The sequence below is a fragment of the Streptomyces sp. NPDC001492 genome (assembly GCF_053597275.1).
On the sequence record NZ_JBSFHW010000045.1, the window covers coordinates 1 to 15137 of the forward strand.

Annotated in this window: 11 protein-coding genes and 1 tRNA gene; 10 read left to right on the forward strand and 2 right to left on the reverse strand. The window is 70.4% G+C overall.

Features of this window, described 5'->3' with window-relative positions:
• Window positions 1-423 precede the first annotated feature (423 nt).
• The 5 genes from ACWC1K_RS39705 to ACWC1K_RS39725 all read left to right on the forward strand — a co-directional run bounded on the left by ACWC1K_RS39705 (window position 424) and on the right by ACWC1K_RS39725 (window position 7113).
• Window positions 424-1713, forward strand: coding sequence for an ABC transporter substrate-binding protein (locus ACWC1K_RS39705; protein WP_450837910.1), 1290 nt, complete (start codon window positions 424-426; stop codon window positions 1711-1713).
• A 109-nt stretch (window positions 1714-1822) separates the two neighbouring features.
• Window positions 1823-2788 (forward strand): carbohydrate ABC transporter permease, encoded by a 966-nt coding sequence (locus tag ACWC1K_RS39710; protein WP_450837912.1) that lies wholly within the window; start codon window positions 1823-1825, stop codon window positions 2786-2788.
• Window positions 2785-3669 carry a carbohydrate ABC transporter permease gene (locus tag ACWC1K_RS39715; protein WP_450837913.1) on the forward strand — a complete coding sequence of 295 codons (885 nt, stop codon included), beginning with the start codon at window positions 2785-2787 and terminating at the stop codon, window positions 3667-3669. Before ACWC1K_RS39710 ends, ACWC1K_RS39715 begins: the two co-directional genes overlap by 4 nt.
• Before the next feature lie 8 nt (window positions 3670-3677).
• The gene (locus ACWC1K_RS39720) at window positions 3678-4268 is read left to right on the forward strand and encodes a hypothetical protein (RefSeq protein WP_450837914.1); all 591 of its coding nucleotides are present in this window, start codon (window positions 3678-3680) and stop codon (window positions 4266-4268) included.
• Between the two features lie 115 nt (window positions 4269-4383).
• Complete coding sequence (locus tag ACWC1K_RS39725) at window positions 4384-7113, forward strand: exo-rhamnogalacturonan lyase family protein (protein WP_450837916.1); 2730 nt, start codon at window positions 4384-4386, stop codon at window positions 7111-7113.
• 116 nt (window positions 7114-7229) lie between these two features.
• Here the strand turns inward: ACWC1K_RS39725 and ACWC1K_RS39730 are convergent, their stop codons facing one another.
• Window positions 7230-9629: an SCO7613 C-terminal domain-containing membrane protein gene (locus ACWC1K_RS39730; protein WP_450837917.1), complete on the reverse strand. Its 2400-nt coding sequence runs from the start codon at window positions 9627-9629 to the stop codon at window positions 7230-7232.
• An 89-nt stretch (window positions 9630-9718) separates the two neighbouring features.
• Between ACWC1K_RS39730 and ACWC1K_RS39735 the strand changes: the two genes are divergently transcribed.
• Together ACWC1K_RS39735 and ACWC1K_RS39740 are read left to right on the forward strand one after the other, a co-directional pair.
• The gene (locus ACWC1K_RS39735; protein ID WP_450837919.1) at window positions 9719-10165 is read left to right on the forward strand and encodes an SRPBCC family protein; all 447 of its coding nucleotides are present in this window, start codon (window positions 9719-9721) and stop codon (window positions 10163-10165) included.
• Window positions 10166-10204: 39 nt separating this feature from the next.
• Window positions 10205-10276: transfer RNA gene (locus tag ACWC1K_RS39740), tRNA-Val, on the forward strand.
• Window positions 10277-10329: 53 nt separating this feature from the next.
• Here the strand turns inward: ACWC1K_RS39740 and ACWC1K_RS39745 are convergent.
• Complete coding sequence (locus ACWC1K_RS39745; protein ID WP_099927489.1) at window positions 10330-11055, reverse strand: 3'-5' exonuclease; 726 nt, start codon at window positions 11053-11055, stop codon at window positions 10330-10332.
• 168 nt (window positions 11056-11223) lie between these two features.
• Here ACWC1K_RS39745 and ACWC1K_RS39750 point away from each other — a divergent pair, with 168 nt between their 5' ends.
• The 3 genes from ACWC1K_RS39750 to thrS all read left to right on the forward strand — a co-directional run bounded on the left by ACWC1K_RS39750 (window position 11224) and on the right by thrS (window position 15120).
• Window positions 11224-11790: a DUF4365 domain-containing protein gene (locus ACWC1K_RS39750; protein WP_351466532.1), complete on the forward strand. Its 567-nt coding sequence runs from the start codon at window positions 11224-11226 to the stop codon at window positions 11788-11790.
• A complete protein-coding gene (locus ACWC1K_RS39755) occupies window positions 11787-13022 on the forward strand; it encodes a hypothetical protein (protein WP_450837920.1) in 1236 nt (411 codons plus the stop codon). Before ACWC1K_RS39750 ends, ACWC1K_RS39755 begins: the two co-directional genes overlap by 4 nt.
• 121 nt (window positions 13023-13143) lie before the next feature.
• Window positions 13144-15120 carry a threonine--tRNA ligase gene (thrS, locus tag ACWC1K_RS39760; RefSeq protein ID WP_450837921.1) on the forward strand — a complete coding sequence of 659 codons (1977 nt, stop codon included), beginning with the start codon at window positions 13144-13146 and terminating at the stop codon, window positions 15118-15120.
• Window positions 15121-15137 lie beyond the last annotated feature (17 nt).

Consider the following 15137-nt stretch of genomic DNA (forward strand, 5'->3'; position numbering starts at 1 on the left):
CCCGGTCCAGGCCACCTGTATCTCCGACGACCCGGACGGCGTGCATCTGGCCGTGTACTCGTGGCTGGAGAGGGCCGGCGCGTGGGTGACGGGGCGTGGGATCTGCGGGGAGTCGAGCAGACGGGCCGCCGTCGTGTGAGCCCCCTCGGACGGGTCCCGTACTCCGGTGAGTTTCGGCCGGGCAACATGCGTGTGCCGATGCCCAGTTGATGTTCGGGCCGTCGAGAGCACGTCTCTCACCTGCGACATCGCCCCTCTCATGGGCCGTTCTGCTGCCGATGTGCCGTGAACCCGTCCGTGCACCCGGTGAGAAATTCCTGTCCGAATCATTGACGCACCCCGAGGCCCTCCGTAACTTGTGCCAGCAAGCGCTTACTTGAAACGATTCATGCAGCTGGCAATGATGCCGGGGAGGGCCCGACTGTGGGAACCAGCAGGAATGTTCAGAGGCGTACGATCCTCAAGGCCGCCGGGGCGTCGGCGGCCGCGCTGGGCCTGGCCGCGACCACGGGCTGCGGCGGCGACAGCGGCACCTCCGCCGACGGGACGGTGACGATCCGTTACTCGTGGTGGGGTGCCGACGAACGGGCCAAGAAGATCAACCAGACCATCGGGCTCTTCGAGAAGAAGTACCCGAAGATCAGGGTGAAGACGGACTTCCAGGACTACGTCTCATTCTGGGAGAAGTTCCAGACGCAGGCGGCCGGCGGAAATCCCCCGGACGTTTTCCAAAACGCCGTCACTTTCCTTAGGAAGTACGACAAGAGAAGCGTCCTGCTCGACCTCGGGTCCCAGATCGACGCGGGCAGTCTGAGCCTCGACAACTTCCGCGCGGGCGTCACCAAGGTGGGCGAGGTCGACGGCAAGCAACTCGGCATCCCCGTCGGCTCCAACACCATGGCGCTGGTCATCGACAAGAAGGTCTTCCAGAAGGCGGGCGTCGAGCCGGCCACGGGCTGGACCTGGGACGACTACTTCAAGGCCCTCAAGACCATCCACGACAGGACCAAGGTCCCCGGCGACACCGGCTACTTCAGCATCATGTACCTGTACGACCTGTATCTGCGGCAGAACGGGAAGGCGTTCTACACCAAGGACGGCCTCGGTTTCGACAAGGGCGACCTGACGGAGTGGTGGCAGGACGGCTACAGCCGCGTGAAGGCCGGCATCATCACCGACCCCAAGACCGTCGAGCAGGACCGGCCCAAGTCCTCCCTCTCCGCAGGGCACGGGGCCTCGGAATTCACCTGGGACAACTTCACCGTCCGCTACACGGCCGAGGGCGGCAGCGAGTACGGCCTCGCACCGATCCCCACCATGGACGGAAAGCACACCGGGCAGTACCTGGCCTCCCTGATGCTGAGCGCCTCCGCGCGCACCCAGCACCCCAAGGAGGTCGCCCAGTTCATCGACTTCATGGTCCACGACCCCGAAGTCGGCAAGATCATGGGCTACGACCGGGGCATCCTCGCCTCGACCCAGCAGTACGACGCGTTCAAGCCGACCGACCCGGTCAGCAAGGAGATCGCGCAGTACGAGGCGGACACCGCCAAGGCCGGCGTCCTCGGCACGATCACCCCGCACCCCTCCGGTGCCGACACCATCGAGGCGGCCTTCCTGCGCATAGGCGGCGATCTGGCCCAGGGCAAGACGAGGCCCTCCGCCGCGGTGAAGCAGTTCTTCGACGAGTCGCAGGCTGCCTTCCAGGCATAGCGCTCCGCTGGGGGCGCGGTTTGCTGGGTTTCATCTGCTGCGCCGCTGTGGCTGGTCGCGCAGTTCCCCGCGCCCCTTTGGGGCGCCCCGGAACCGATTGGGAAGCACCGTGACGCTCGTCAAGGAATCACCGCCCGCCGTCCGGAAGACCCGTTCCGCCGCCCCCGCCGCCGTCAAGCAGCGGGGGCGGCGGGAGAACCTCGCCGGTTATCTCTTCATGTCCCCGTGGATCGCGGGCTTCCTGCTCCTGACCGCGGGCCCCATGGTGGCCTCGCTCTACTTCGCGTTCACCGACTACAACCTCTTCAACACCCCGAAGTGGGTCGGTCTCGACAACTTCACCAAGATGTTCGACGACCCCCGCTGGCAGAGGTCGGTGGAGGTGACGGCCAAATACGTCGTCATCGGCACCCCGCTGAAGCTGCTGCTCGCCCTCGGGGTCGCCCTGCTGCTCGCACAGAGCCGCCGCGGACAGGCCTTCTACCGGGCCGCGTTCTACGCACCCTCGCTCATCGGAGCGAGCGTCTCGGTCGCCTTCGTCTGGCGGTCGATCTTCTCCGACAACGCCATCGTCGACCGTACGATGTCGGTCTTCGGCTTCCATGTCGGCGGCTGGGTCGGCAACCCCGACTGGATCCTCTACTGCCTGGTCGCGCTCACCGTCTGGCAGTTCGGCGCGCCCATGGTCATCTTCCTGGCCGGGCTCAAGCAGGTGCCCAAGGAGCTGTACGAGGCCGCCGAGCTGGACGGCGCCGGGGCTTTCCGCAAGTTCTGGAGCATCACGCTGCCGATGATCTCCCCGGTGCTGTTCTTCAACGTCCTGCTGGAGACCATCCACTCGTTCCAGATCTTCGGCTCGGCCTACGTCGTCTCCAACACCTACTGCGGACCGGCCGACGCCACGCTCGTCTACACCTGCTACCTCTACCAGCAGGGCTTCAAGAACGCCCAGATGGGCTTCGCCTCCGCGATGGCCTGGATGCTGCTGCTCGCCGTGGCCCTGGTGACCGCCGTCCTGTTCTGGTCCCAGAAGAAGTGGGTGCATTACGAGAACGACACGGAGGACGCCCGATGAGCGCCACCACCCCCGCCGCCCCGAAGCCGCTCGGTGGTCTCGGCCGCAAGCGCGCCGGCTCGCTGGCCTGGCACATCGGCTCGCTGCTGGTCCTCGCGGTCGTCCTGTATCCCGTCGTCTGGGTGATCGGCGCGTCCTTCAAACCGAGCAAGGACATCATCAACAGCCTTCAGCTGTTCCCCGCCCGTCCCATCCTGGAGAACTTCAAGGGCCTGGCCGACGGCATAGCCGACATCTCGATCTGGACGTTCTTCCAGAACTCCCTCCTGTACGCGGGCGGCGCCGTCGTCGGCATCCTGACCTCCTGCTCGCTGACGGCGTACGCCTTCGCCAAGATCAGGTTCGCCGGCCGGAACCTGCTGTTCTCGCTGATGATCGGCACGCTCCTGCTGCCGTACCACGTGCTGCTGATCCCGCAGTACGTGATGTTCCAGAAGCTGGAGCTGATCAACACCTATGTGCCGCTCCTGCTCGGCAAGTACCTGGCCACGGAGGCCTTCTTCGTCTTCCTGATGGTGCAGTTCATGCGCAACCTGCCGAGGGAGCTGGACGAGGCCGCCCGGATCGACGGCTGCGGGCATCTGCGGATCTACTGGTCGATCGTGCTGCCGTTGTGCCGTCCCGCGCTCATCACCAGCGCCATCTTCACCTTCATCAACGCCTGGAACGACTTCATGGGGCCGCTGATCTACCTCAACGAGCCCGGCAAGTACACCGTCTCCCTCGGCATGATGATGTTCCGCGACTCCGACGGCGTCGCCGCCAACTACGGCGGTCTGATCGCGATGTCGCTGGTGGCACTGCTGCCGGTGCTGCTCTTCTTCCTCGCCTTCCAGCGCTATCTGATCGACGGTATGGCGACCTCCGGACTGAAGGGCTGAGGCGCTCCATGGCCGGAGAGCGGGTCAAAGCACGCAAGGAGTCTGTGTTCGCGGAGCGGTTCGGGGTCTTCGCCGAGTGTCTGCTCACCGGGGTGTGGATCGCGCTGGCCTCGCTGGGAGTGGTGACCTTCCCGGCCGCCTTCGCCGCCGGGGCGCGGCATCTGCGCCGTCGCACGGGCCACGAGGGCGGCGGCCGGCGTGAGTTCGCCTCGGACTTCCGTGCGGCCGTGCGGGGCGGGTGGGTCGCCGGGCTGGCCGGGTGGCTCGCGGCGGGCGTGGCCTGGGTGGACGTCCAGGCGGTCCGCGCCGGCCTGCCCGGGGGGCCGTTCGTGGGGGCCGTCGGCCTGTTCGCGCTGATCGGACTCCTCGTGGCCGGGCTGCGTGCGGCGGCGGTGTGGGAGCCGGGGTCGGCCTGGCGGACGCTGCTCGCCGAATCCGGCCGCCGTACCGTCCTCGATCCCGCCGGATCCTTCCTGCTCGTCGGCGGAGTGGTCCTCGTCGTCTGTTCCGCCCTGCTGATCGCGCCGCTGGCGATCCCCGCCCTGGGGGCCGTCGCGGCCGCGGCCGTCGCCGTGGAGGAGCGGTACCGGCGCCGCTGACGGGCGGTGCCTTCGTGCCAGGCCGGCGCCCCGGACGCCGCATCTCTCGCTGTCATGCCCCTGACCAGCTGCTCGGAAAGAAACGTCCCGCACGGAAAGGAAAGGCTGAACTCTCATGTCTCCCATCCCCCGCAGGTCCCTCCTCAAGGCGGCCGCCGTCGCCGGAGCCGCCGCGCAGTTCAGCTGGGCCGCAGGAGCCAAGGACGCGCAGGCCGCGCCCAGAGCCGCGGCCGGCGATCCCGTGACCCTGGACTGGCTGGAGGACGGCGGCCTGGGGGCCGCGCCCGGCGCCACGGTCGGTGTCCCGTGGCCGAAGGGCGCCTTCCGGCCCGACCAGACGTTCGCGCTCACGGACGCCGACGGCAAGGCCGTGCCCGTGCAGTCCTGGCCGATCGCCTACTGGCCGGACGGCTCCCTCAAGTGGTCGGCGCACGCGGTGAGTTCGGGCTCCGGCAAGCTCACCCTCGCGGCCGGTGACGCAGCCGCCCCCGACAAGAAGGTCACCGTCGACCAGAGCGGCGGCACCATCGACGTCTCGACGGGCGTGATCACCGCGAAGATCGGCAAGAACGGTTCGACGATCATCACGTCGGTGACCCGAGGGTCGACGGAGATCGCCAGGAACGGACGGCTCGTCCTGATCCGCCAGCCGGAGATCGAGGACGAGGACCAGGGCACGGTCAAGACCGAGCGCTTCGACGGTGCCATAGGAGAGGTGACGGTCGAGCAGGAGGGCCCGGTCCGGGCCGTCGTCCGTATCGACGGCAAGCACCGCAAGGGCGACCGGAGCTGGCTGCCGTTCTCCATCCGGCTGTACTTCTACGCCGGCGCCGAGTCCTTCCGCATGGTGCACACCATCACCTACGACGGCACCCAGGAGCCCGGCAGGGCGAGCGGCGACTTCGTCCGGGGGCTGGGGGTGCGCTTCAGCGTGCCGATGCGGGACGCGTCGTACGACCGGCACATCCGCATCGGCGGCGAGGGCACCGGACTGCTGCGGGAGTCGGTCAAGGGCATCACCGGCCTGCGCCGCGACCCGGGCGCGGCCGTGCAGGCGGCCCAGTACGCGGGCCGGAAGCTGCCCGACCCCTCCACGTGGGACCAGCGGGTGACGACGCGGCTGCAGTACATCCCGGAGTGGGGCGACTACACCCTCTCCCAGCTCTCCGCCGACGGCTTCACGCTCCGCAAGCGCACCAAGAAGGGCTACGGCTGGATCGGCGCCGGCGGCGGCAGGCGCGCCTCCGGCTTCGGCTACGTGGGTGGCGTGAGCGGCGGATTCTCCTTCGGCCTCAGGGACTTCTGGGAGAAGCACCCCGCCCAGCTCGACATCCGCGACGCCCACACCGAGGAGGCCGAGGTCACCCTCTGGCTCTGGTCGCCCGAGGCCCAGCCCATGGACCTGCGCTTCTACCACGACGGCATGGGCCAGGACACATACGCCAAGCAGCTCGAAGGCCTCAACACCACCTACGAGGACTACGAACCGAAGTTCGGCACCCCCTACGGCATCGCCCGTACCTCCGAGCTCCTCTTCTGGGCCAACGAGTCGACTCCGGCCGCCGAGAAGCTCGCCGAACAGGTCGAGGCCGTGCGCGTGCTGCCGCAGCTCGCCGCCCCGCCCAGGCAGCTCATCAAGGCCAAGGTCTTCGGCCCGGGCCTGTACTCCGAACCCGACCGCTCCACACCGGCCAAGGCGAGGATCGAGGACCACCTCGACTTCCTCTTCACCTACTACAAGGACCAGGTGGAGCAACGCCGCTGGTACGGCTTCTGGGAGTACGGCGACTTCATGCACTCCTACGACACCGTGCGCCACCAGTGGCGGTACGACGTCGGCGGCTACGCCTGGGACAACTCCGAGCTCTCGCCGGACATCTGGCTCTGGATGGCCTACCTCCGCTCCGGCCGCGCGGACATCTTCCGCTTCGCCGAGGCCCTCACCCGGCACACGGGCGAGGTCGACGTCTACCACCTGGGCGACTGGGCGGGCCTCGGCACCCGGCACGGCGTCCAGCACTACGCCGACAGCGCCAAGCAGCAGCGCATCGCCAACACCACCTACCGGCGCTACTACTACTTCCTCACGGCCGACGAACGCGTGGGCGACCTCATGCACGCCAACGTCGACTCCGACGAGACCTTCCTGGTCCTCGACCCGCAGCGCAAGGTGCGGACGGACCCGTACACGCCGGACCGGCACGCGCTGTCGATCGGGTTCGGCACCGACTGGAGCGGTCTGGTGTCCGCGTGGCTGACCGAGTGGGAGCGCAAGGGCCCCAAGTGGGAGAAGGCCAAGGCGCGGGTGCTGTCGACGATGGAGGGCATCGCCGCCCAGCCCAACGGCTTCGTCCAGGGCAGCGGGCTGTACGACCTCGACACCGGCGAGTTCGCCGTCGCCTCGACGCCCGTGGTCTCCGTCTCGCACCTCTCGGCCGTCTTCGGCCTGGGCGAGCTCTGCGCCGAGCTCATCGACCTCGTGGACATGCCCGAGTTCAACCAGGCCTACTTCGACTACTGCCGCTACTTCAACGCCACCAAGGCCGAGCAGAAGGCCCGCTACGGCTCCGACTTCGGCACCCTGCTGCTGTTCCAGGGGCACTCGCGCCTGGACGCGTACGCCGCCGTACAGACGGGTGACGCTGCGCTGGCCAAGCGGGCGTGGACGAAGTTCTACAGCTCGGACGGGTATACGGAGGCTTCGCCCTGGAGGACGGAGGCGTTGAGCGGGCCCGTGACGTTGGTTGCGGGTAGCGAAGCGGCTTGGGTGTCGTCGAACGACACCGCGCTGTACGGCCTTGCGGCCATCGAGAATCTGGCCCTTCTCGGCGACAAGATGCCGTAACGCTCCGCGGGGGGCGGGGAACTGGGCTCGCTTCTCGTCTGCGGGTCCGTTGTGGCTGGCCGCGCCCACGCGGCGGAGCCGCTAATTGACAGCGCCCCGCGCCCCTTTGGGGCGCTTCAGTTCATGGTCGTCAAGATGTCCCGCACCCGGCGGACATCCCTGAGCCGGCTTTCGTATGTTGCCCCCAGCGCCAGCAGGAGCAGGCCCGCGAGTGCGAACGGCACCCAGCGGGGGAGGGCGCCGGTCATCTGGACCAGGTACGGGGCCAGTTCGTGCAGGGCGTCGAGGACCAGTACCGAGCTGCCCAGGACGAGGGGTGCCTGGAGGCGGTGGCGGGCGCCCAGCAGGGTGATCAGCAGGGCCGCCGTGCCGAGCAGCAGCGGGCGCGTCCAGTGCGGGTCGTGCCAGGCCGCGGCGAGGCTCGGCAGCAGGGTGGCGGCGAGTCCGGCGCCGTACGCCGTCCATGACGACGCCTGCGGATCGCGGGACCTGCGCCAGGCGCCGACGCACAGCGCCGGCACGGTGACCGGGAGCGTGTACGCCTCGACGGTGCCGACGTCCCAGGCGGCCAGCCGGACCCAGCCGGCCAGCAGGAACAGGGCGGCGGCCGCGTATCCGACGGCGCGGCGGTCGGAGCGTACCGCCGTGCCCGCCGCGATCACTCCGCACAGGGCGAGCACCAGGGCGAGCATCGGCGGGGCGGTGATCGCGAGGCCGACGGCCAGCAGTCCGGCGGCGGCTCCGGTCACTTCGACCGGCACGCCCGCGTGGCTCTCGCCGAGGCGCGCGGCGAGCAGGGCCGCGGCCACCGGGACCAGAAGGACCAGCAGCGCCGTGTGCTGCGGCCGCCAGTCCGCCGCCAGACCTGTCGCGCATGCCAGCGCGGTGGCGTACACGAGCGCGGCCGGGGCGGTGAAGGGGGCGAGGGGCGCCCGCGGCGAGGCGGCGGCGAACAGTGCCGTCAGGACGGACAGCACGGTGAGGGTGGCCGTCTCGGAGGCCAGTGAGAGGAAGGCGAGCGAGACCGAACCGCCCAGGGCGAGCGTGGTGGCGGTCACGGGCAGGAGCCGGAAGGCCGCCGCCGCGAGGGCCGCCCCGGTCACCGCACCCTGCAACAACAGGGCTGCGGAGTAGGGGAGTTGGAGGACCGCGGGCAGCGTCATGACGGTGGCCCAGGAGAGGAGCGTCGCGCCGGTCAGCGCCTGGGGCCGCCGGGTCTCGCCGCGGACCAGCAGGGCCAGCACGGCCGCGACGACCACCGGGCCGAGGAGCAGCTGACCGGGATACGGCGGCCACGGCATGTGGACGGCTGCCGCGGCCCGCGCGTCCGAGGGCGCACCGGTCCACCAGCGCTCCGCCCGGCCCAGTGGACCCAGCAGCGCGACCACGACCAGCGGCAGCGCACAGGCGACGGCGACCGTCTGCACGGCGGCGGAGGCCTGGACCAGCCCGCGCCGCACCGGCTCGGGCAGCCGCACCCGCAAGGCCGCCAACAGCGCGACGCCGCACGCCAGGTACCCCGGTACGGTCCACCCGTCGGGCAGCGTCACTCGCAGTACGCCACCGACCGCCGCGACCAGGAGCAGACCGCCCGTCACGGCGTTGCCCGTGGCCAGGGCGGGCTTCGGCAGCCGCCAGGCGGCCCCCAGCGCGATCGCCGCCGCAAGGGTGAGGAGCGCCGCCGCACGGGCGGCGGCGCCCGGACCGGCTGCATCCCACGAGAGCCAGCCGGCCGTCAGTGCACCCAGGGCGCCCGTGCCGTACGCGCCGACGGCGGCGAGGACGCGTACGGACCTGGCGGTCACCCGGAGCGCCACACCTGTGTCGAACCCGGCCGTCACGAGCAGCGCGGCCGCGATCCCGGGCGACCCCGCGCCGGCCGAGATCGCCCAGAAGAAGAGCGGGAGTTGGGCCGCCGCCAGGGCGGCGGGCAGCGGCAGCCGCAGCTCCGCCGCACGCGGCAGCAGACCGTACGCCGTCCAGAGCCCCGCCAGCAGCGCCGACGCGACGGCCGTGTATCCCGCGCCGTCCGTCCCCATGAAGGCGACCTGCTGCAACGCATACGCGTCCAGCACCGTCAGCGCCAGCCCCAGACCGGCCACCGACTCGGCCGTCGAACGCAGCCCGCGCCGCAGCAGGACAAACGGCGCACCGAGCGCGGCCACCGTGACCGCGCCGAGCACGAGGGCCCGCCCCGCAATCCCCAGATGCCCCCAGCTGACCAGCGTGAACACCATCGCGGCGACGGTGAGCAGGACCCCGCCGAGCAGCAGCAGAAGGTTCTGCACGCCGGGCGCGGTGGCCTCCGGGCGAGAGGCCTCGACGGGCGCCTGCGGTGCCGGGTGCACCGGGCGTGCTGCCTGGAGCGCGGCGACCAGCCAGGCACGGCGATGGAGCAACTGGGCCCGGCGGGCGTCCAGTTGCCAGAGCTCGGCGTCGAGGAGCCGCAACTCCTCGGCCGGGGGCGGAACATGCGTCATGCCTCGGAGTGTGGTCCCCGTCACGTCGTACGGCATGAGTGCAGGTACTCAGCCCCATACTCAGATCCCGCCACCGCGGCTCGACTGCGAGGGCGAACGCCCTGGGTACGGGGCAGACTCCCGCCATGGACTGGACGCATTACCGCTTCCGAAGCCTCTGGGCCCTGCCCGCCCCGCCCGCCGCCGTGTACGAGGCGCTGGAGCGGGCCGAGGAGTACCCCCGCTGGTGGCCCCAGGTGCGGGAGGTGACCCGGCTCGACGACACCACCGGCGTCATCCGGATCCGCTCCCTCCTCCCGTACGACCTGCGCTTCACCGCCCGCGAGACGCGCCGCGACCCCGCCGCGGGCGTCCTGGAGATCGCCATGTCCGGCGACATAGAGGGCTGGGCGCGCTGGACGATCACCGCCGGGGGCGCCGGCACCCTCGCCCGCTTCGAGCAGGCCGTCGTCGTGCACAAGCCGCTGCTGAGGCGGTTCGCCGTGCCGGGCCGGCCGGTGTTCCGCGCCAACCACCGGCTGATGATGCGGGCCGGGCGGCGAGGCCTGGCCGCGCACCTGGAAGCGGTTTGAAGGAAACCCGTGAAGACCTGTATGGTTCAGTGCGTTCCCGGGCGATTAGCTCAGTGGGAGAGCGCTTCGTTCACACCGAAGAGGTCACTGGTTCGAACCCAGTATCGCCCACCGGGAAAGGCCGGTCCGCAGCAGCGGACCGGCCTTCTTCATGCCACCGCCCCTCATGCCGCCGCCGGAAGATCCGGCCGCAGCGGCCACGCCGGGTTCACGATCTCCTCCGTGCCGCTCTTCGCGAACCACGCCTGCAGCCCGCGCGCCTGGGCCGCGTGCCAGGTGGTCTGCAGGGCGTGCAGCTCGGCGGGGGAGAGGCGCTCCAGCCGGGCGGCGAAACGACGCCCGAGGGCCCGTACGACGTCCAGAGCGGCCAGGGCGTCCGCCGCCGCGTCGTGCGCACCCTCCAGCGTCACGCCGTAGTGCGCGCACAGGTCGGTCAGGGTGCGGCGGCCCTTGCGGTAGCGGTCCAGGTGCTTGTCGAGGACCCGCGGGTCGAGCACCCGCAGCGTCGACGACTCGAACCAGCGGTCCAGCGAGGAGGCGCGATGGCGGCGCAACTCGCGGTCCAGGAGCGTCAGATCGAACGGCGCGTTCATCACCACGAGCGGACGGGCCATCGCCGCCTGCTCCGCCAGTTCCTCGGCTATCTCGTACATCACCGGCGCCGGCCAGCGGCCGTTGCGCTGCAGGTGTTCGTCCGTCAGCCCGTGCACCGCCGTCGCCGCCTCCGGCACCGGCACACCCGGGTTGACCAGCCAACGGGTCATCCGGGGCCGGCTGCCCGGGGCGTCCTGGACGACGACGGCGGCCGACACGATGCGGTCGGTCTCGACGTCGACACCCGTGGTCTCCGTGTCGAAGGCGGCCAGGGGCCCCTCGTACCAGGTCGTCATGCCTACACAACTCCTCGTTCACCCACGGCAGCTGACGTCCCGTCTTCTGCCTGTTTGGTGATACCCGGGCTGTTTGCGCCGTACGCCGGAAGGACACAACAGGAGTACGGGTCTTTGCAGTTCAGCGGCCCGCAGCGGGGAAACTCTTGGCGTGGAAGGCTGTTGGTCATGGCGATAGCGCAGCCCGAGCGGGGCGGGCTGCTGCCCGAACGTGCGGGCCCCCTTCGCGGCACACTCGCCACCACCGCCTGCATGGAGACACTGCAGGTGGGTTATCTGCACGCGGTCGCGGCGGCGGCCGGCTGCTCGCTGTCGCAGCCGTTTCCGGACAACGGCATCGACTGGCACGTCAGTCACGGCTCGCCCGGGCACACCGTCGACGACGAGGTGACCATCAAGGTGCAGCTGAAGTGCACGTACCAGATCGCGCCGAACCCGCCGGGGCGCTTCTTCTCCTTCACGCTCGACAACGACCATCTGCGCAAGCTGGCGCGCACGCCGGTCTCGGTGCACAAGATCCTGGTCGTGATGCTCGTCCCGAGATCCCAGGACGACTGGCTGCGCGCCAGCCACGACCGTCTCGACCTGCGGCACTGCTGCTACTGGGTCAACCTGGCCGGCCGACCGGTCACCGGGCGGACCCGGACCACCGTGCGGATACCGACCTCACGCATCTTCGACGACCGGGCGCTGTGCGAGATCATGACGCGGGTCGGGGCCGGAGGCAGACCATGACGCACCGCCCGCTGGAGGAGCCGCTGCGGCCCGTGAGGCCGCACCCGGTCGAGGCCTCCTGGCACCGTCCCCCCGAGCCCGACGAGGTCGACCCCGCCGTGCTCAGCGCCCTGCTGCGCCGGCACGGCTGGGAGCGGCGCGGCGGGGCCGCCGGACGCTACGGCCGCTGGACCCCGCCCGGCCCCGGCGGCAGCGGGACGAGCCTGCTCGTGCCCGAGAGCCGCGCCTTCCCCGACAGTGACGACCTGCTCGGCGAGGCGCTCGTCGCGCTGACCCGCAGCGGCACGCCCTCCGCCCGCGAGGTGCTGGTCTCCCTCGCCGTGCCCAGCGACGAGATCCGCTGGTGGCGGGATGTGCCGGGCGGTCCCGCCGGCTCCGCGCCCTGGGTGGTCGAGGAGCAGCTGCGCGCCTCGGCCCGACAGATGCTGCTCGCCGGAGCGCTCGCCACGCGCGCGCGTGCGGGCTATTACGGCGCCCGGCACCGCCGGGCCGCCGCCGCGCTCCTGGAGAGCGTCCTGGTCGGCTCCGCGGCCGGCGGCGGCCGGCTGACCGCCTTCGTGCCCGTCGGCACGGGCCGGCAGCTGCCCGTACGCCTCCACCAGGCCCTGTACGCCGCCCGCGAGGCCATCGACTACCGGCGGGCCACCGGCGGCATGGACGCCTTCGACGGCGCCGTCGAGGCGGGCGTGAGCCGTGAGCTCACCGAGGCCCTGGTCGCCCTGGTGCGCGGCACCGAGGGCGCCAGGATCGCCGTCGAGTGGGCACCGGCCGCGGGGGTGCCCGAGGACTGCGTGGCGGGCGTCGAGCCGGTGGAGTTCTCCCCGGGCGACCTGCCCGTGCTGCGCGAGGCCGGGGCCCGCTATCTGCGCGAGGAGCCGTCCGTGCCCGTGCGGATCACCGGCACGGTGGTGCGGATGCGCAGGTCGGGGCCGCGCGGGGAGGGCAGCGTACGGCTGCGGGTGATCGCGGGAGCCGAGGTGCCGCACGTCCGGATCACGCTGGACGAGGAGGACTACCGCATCGCCGGGCACGCCCACCTGGTAGGGCTGCCCGTGCGGCTGCACGGGCGGCTGGAGAGCCGGGGAGGCTTCCGGCGGCTGACCGGGGCGGCCGGGGTCGCACCGGTGCAGGTGGAGGAGGCGGAGCGGGACCGGCTGATGAAGTCGATGCAGGAGCACGCGGAGAAGGGGGACTTCTTCGAGGAGGCGTGCACCGGGGAGGCCGACGACTGAGCGCGGGCCTGCCTGCACGAAGGGCGACCGTTTCGCGGTCGGAGGGTCGGGGTCGGTACGATCCTCTCTTGCGCGCGCTCCTGGTATGGCGCCGCACTCCACCTTCAGTCAGGAGAGACCGGTGTCAGACGTCCGTGTGATCATCCAACGCGATTCCGAGCGGGAAGAGCGCGTGGTGACGACGGGCACTACGGCCGCCGAGCTCTTCGCCGGCGAGCGCTCGATCGTCGCCGCGCGCGTGGGCGGCGAGCTCAAGGACCTGGCGTACACGCCGGCCGAGGGCGAGGTCGTGGAGCCGGTGGAGATCTCCTCCGAGGACGGTCTGAACATCCTGCGCCACTCCACCGCGCATGTGATGGCGCAGGCCGTGCAGGAGCTGTTCCCTGAGGCCAAGCTGGGCATCGGCCCGCCGGTCAAGGACGGCTTCTACTACGACTTCGACGTCGAGAAGCCGTTCACGCCCGAGGATCTCAAGGCCATCGAGAAGAAGATGCAGGAGATCCAGAAGCGCGGGCAGAGGTTCGCCCGTCGTGTGGTGACCGACGAGGCGGCCCGCGAGGAGCTGGCGGACGAGCCGTACAAGCTGGAGCTGATCGGCCTCAAGGGCTCGGCGTCGAGCGACGACGGCGCGGACGTCGAGGTCGGCGCCGGTGAGCTGACGATCTACGACAACCTGGACGCCAAGACCGGCGAGCTGTGCTGGAAGGACCTCTGCCGCGGTCCCCACCTGCCCTCCACCCGCAACATCCCGGCGTTCAAGCTGATGCGCAACGCGGCCGCCTACTGGCGCGGCAGCGAGAAGAACCCGATGCTCCAGCGCATCTACGGCACCGCCTGGCCGTCCAAGGACGAGCTCAAGGGCTACCTCGACTTCCTCGCCGAGGCCGAGAAGCGCGACCACCGCAAGCTGGGCAGCGAGCTCGACCTGTTCTCCATCCCGGAGCAGATCGGCTCCGGCCTCGCCGTCTTCCACCCCAAGGGCGGCATCGTCCGCCGGGTGATGGAGGACTACTCGCGCCGCCGGCACGAGGAGGAGGGCTACGAGTTCGTCTACACCCCGCACGCCACGAAGGGGAAGCTCTTCGAGACGTCCGGGCACCTCGACTGGTACGCCGAGGGCATGTACCCCCCCATGCAGCTCGACGAGGGCGTGGACTACTACCTCAAGCCCATGAACTGCCCGATGCACAACCTGATCTTCGACGCGCGCGGCCGCTCCTACCGCGAACTGCCGCTGCGCCTCTTCGAGTTCGGGACCGTGTACCGGTACGAGAAGTCGGGCGTCGTGCACGGCCTGACCCGCGCCCGCGGCTTCACCCAGGACGACGCGCACATCTACTGCACCCGTGAGCAGATGTCGGAGGAGCTCGACAAGACGCTCACCTTCGTCCTCGGCCTGCTGCGCGACTACGGCCTGACCGACTTCTACCTGGAGCTGTCCACCAAGGACCCGGAGAAGTTCGTCGGCTCGGACGAGGTCTGGGAGGAGGCCACGGAGACGCTGCGCCAGGTCGCCGAGAAGCAGGGCCTGCCCCTGGTGCCCGACCCGGGCGGCGCCGCCTTCTACGGCCCGAAGATCTCCGTCCAGACCAAGGACGCCATCGGCCGCACCTGGCAGATGTCGACGATCCAGCTCGACTTCAACCTGCCGGAGCGCTTCGACCTGGAGTACACGGGTCCGGACGGCTCCAAGCAGCGCCCGGTCATGATCCACCGCGCGCTGTTCGGTTCGATCGAGCGGTTCTTCGCGGTGCTCCTGGAGCACTACGCGGGCGCCTTCCCGGCCTGGCTGGCCCCGGTGCAGGCGGTCGGCATCCCGATCGGAGACGGGCACGTGGAGTACCTGGAGAAGTTCGCCGCGGCCGCGAAGAAGCAGGGCTTGCGGGTCGAGGTCGACTCCTCCTCCGACCGCATGCAGAAGAAGATCCGCAACGCCCAGAAGCAGAAGGTGCCCTTCATGGTCATCGCGGGCGACGAGGACATGTCGGCCGGTTCCGTCTCCTTCCGCTACCGCGACGGCTCGCAGGAGAACGGCATCCCGTTCGACGAGGCCATCGCCAAGATCGCGAAGGTCGTGGAGGAGCGGACTCAGGTCTGAACCGGTATGTCGTGGGC

Coding starts and splice junctions, on each gene's coding strand:
- ACWC1K_RS39715 (WP_450837913.1), top strand. CDS start 2,785: ATGAGCGCCACCACCCCCGCCGCCCCGAAGCCGCTCGGTGGTCTCGGC.
- ACWC1K_RS39755 (WP_450837920.1), top strand. CDS start 11,787: ATGACGCACCGCCCGCTGGAGGAGCCGCTGCGGCCCGTGAGGCCGCAC.
- ACWC1K_RS39750 (WP_351466532.1), top strand. CDS start 11,224: ATGGCGATAGCGCAGCCCGAGCGGGGCGGGCTGCTGCCCGAACGTGCG.
- ACWC1K_RS39720 (WP_450837914.1), top strand. CDS start 3,678: ATGGCCGGAGAGCGGGTCAAAGCACGCAAGGAGTCTGTGTTCGCGGAG.
- ACWC1K_RS39730 (WP_450837917.1), bottom strand. CDS start 9,629: ATGCCGTACGACGTGACGGGGACCACACTCCGAGGCATGACGCATGTT.
- ACWC1K_RS39745 (WP_099927489.1), bottom strand. CDS start 11,055: ATGACGACCTGGTACGAGGGGCCCCTGGCCGCCTTCGACACGGAGACC.
- ACWC1K_RS39725 (WP_450837916.1), top strand. CDS start 4,384: ATGTCTCCCATCCCCCGCAGGTCCCTCCTCAAGGCGGCCGCCGTCGCC.
- ACWC1K_RS39735 (WP_450837919.1), top strand. CDS start 9,719: ATGGACTGGACGCATTACCGCTTCCGAAGCCTCTGGGCCCTGCCCGCC.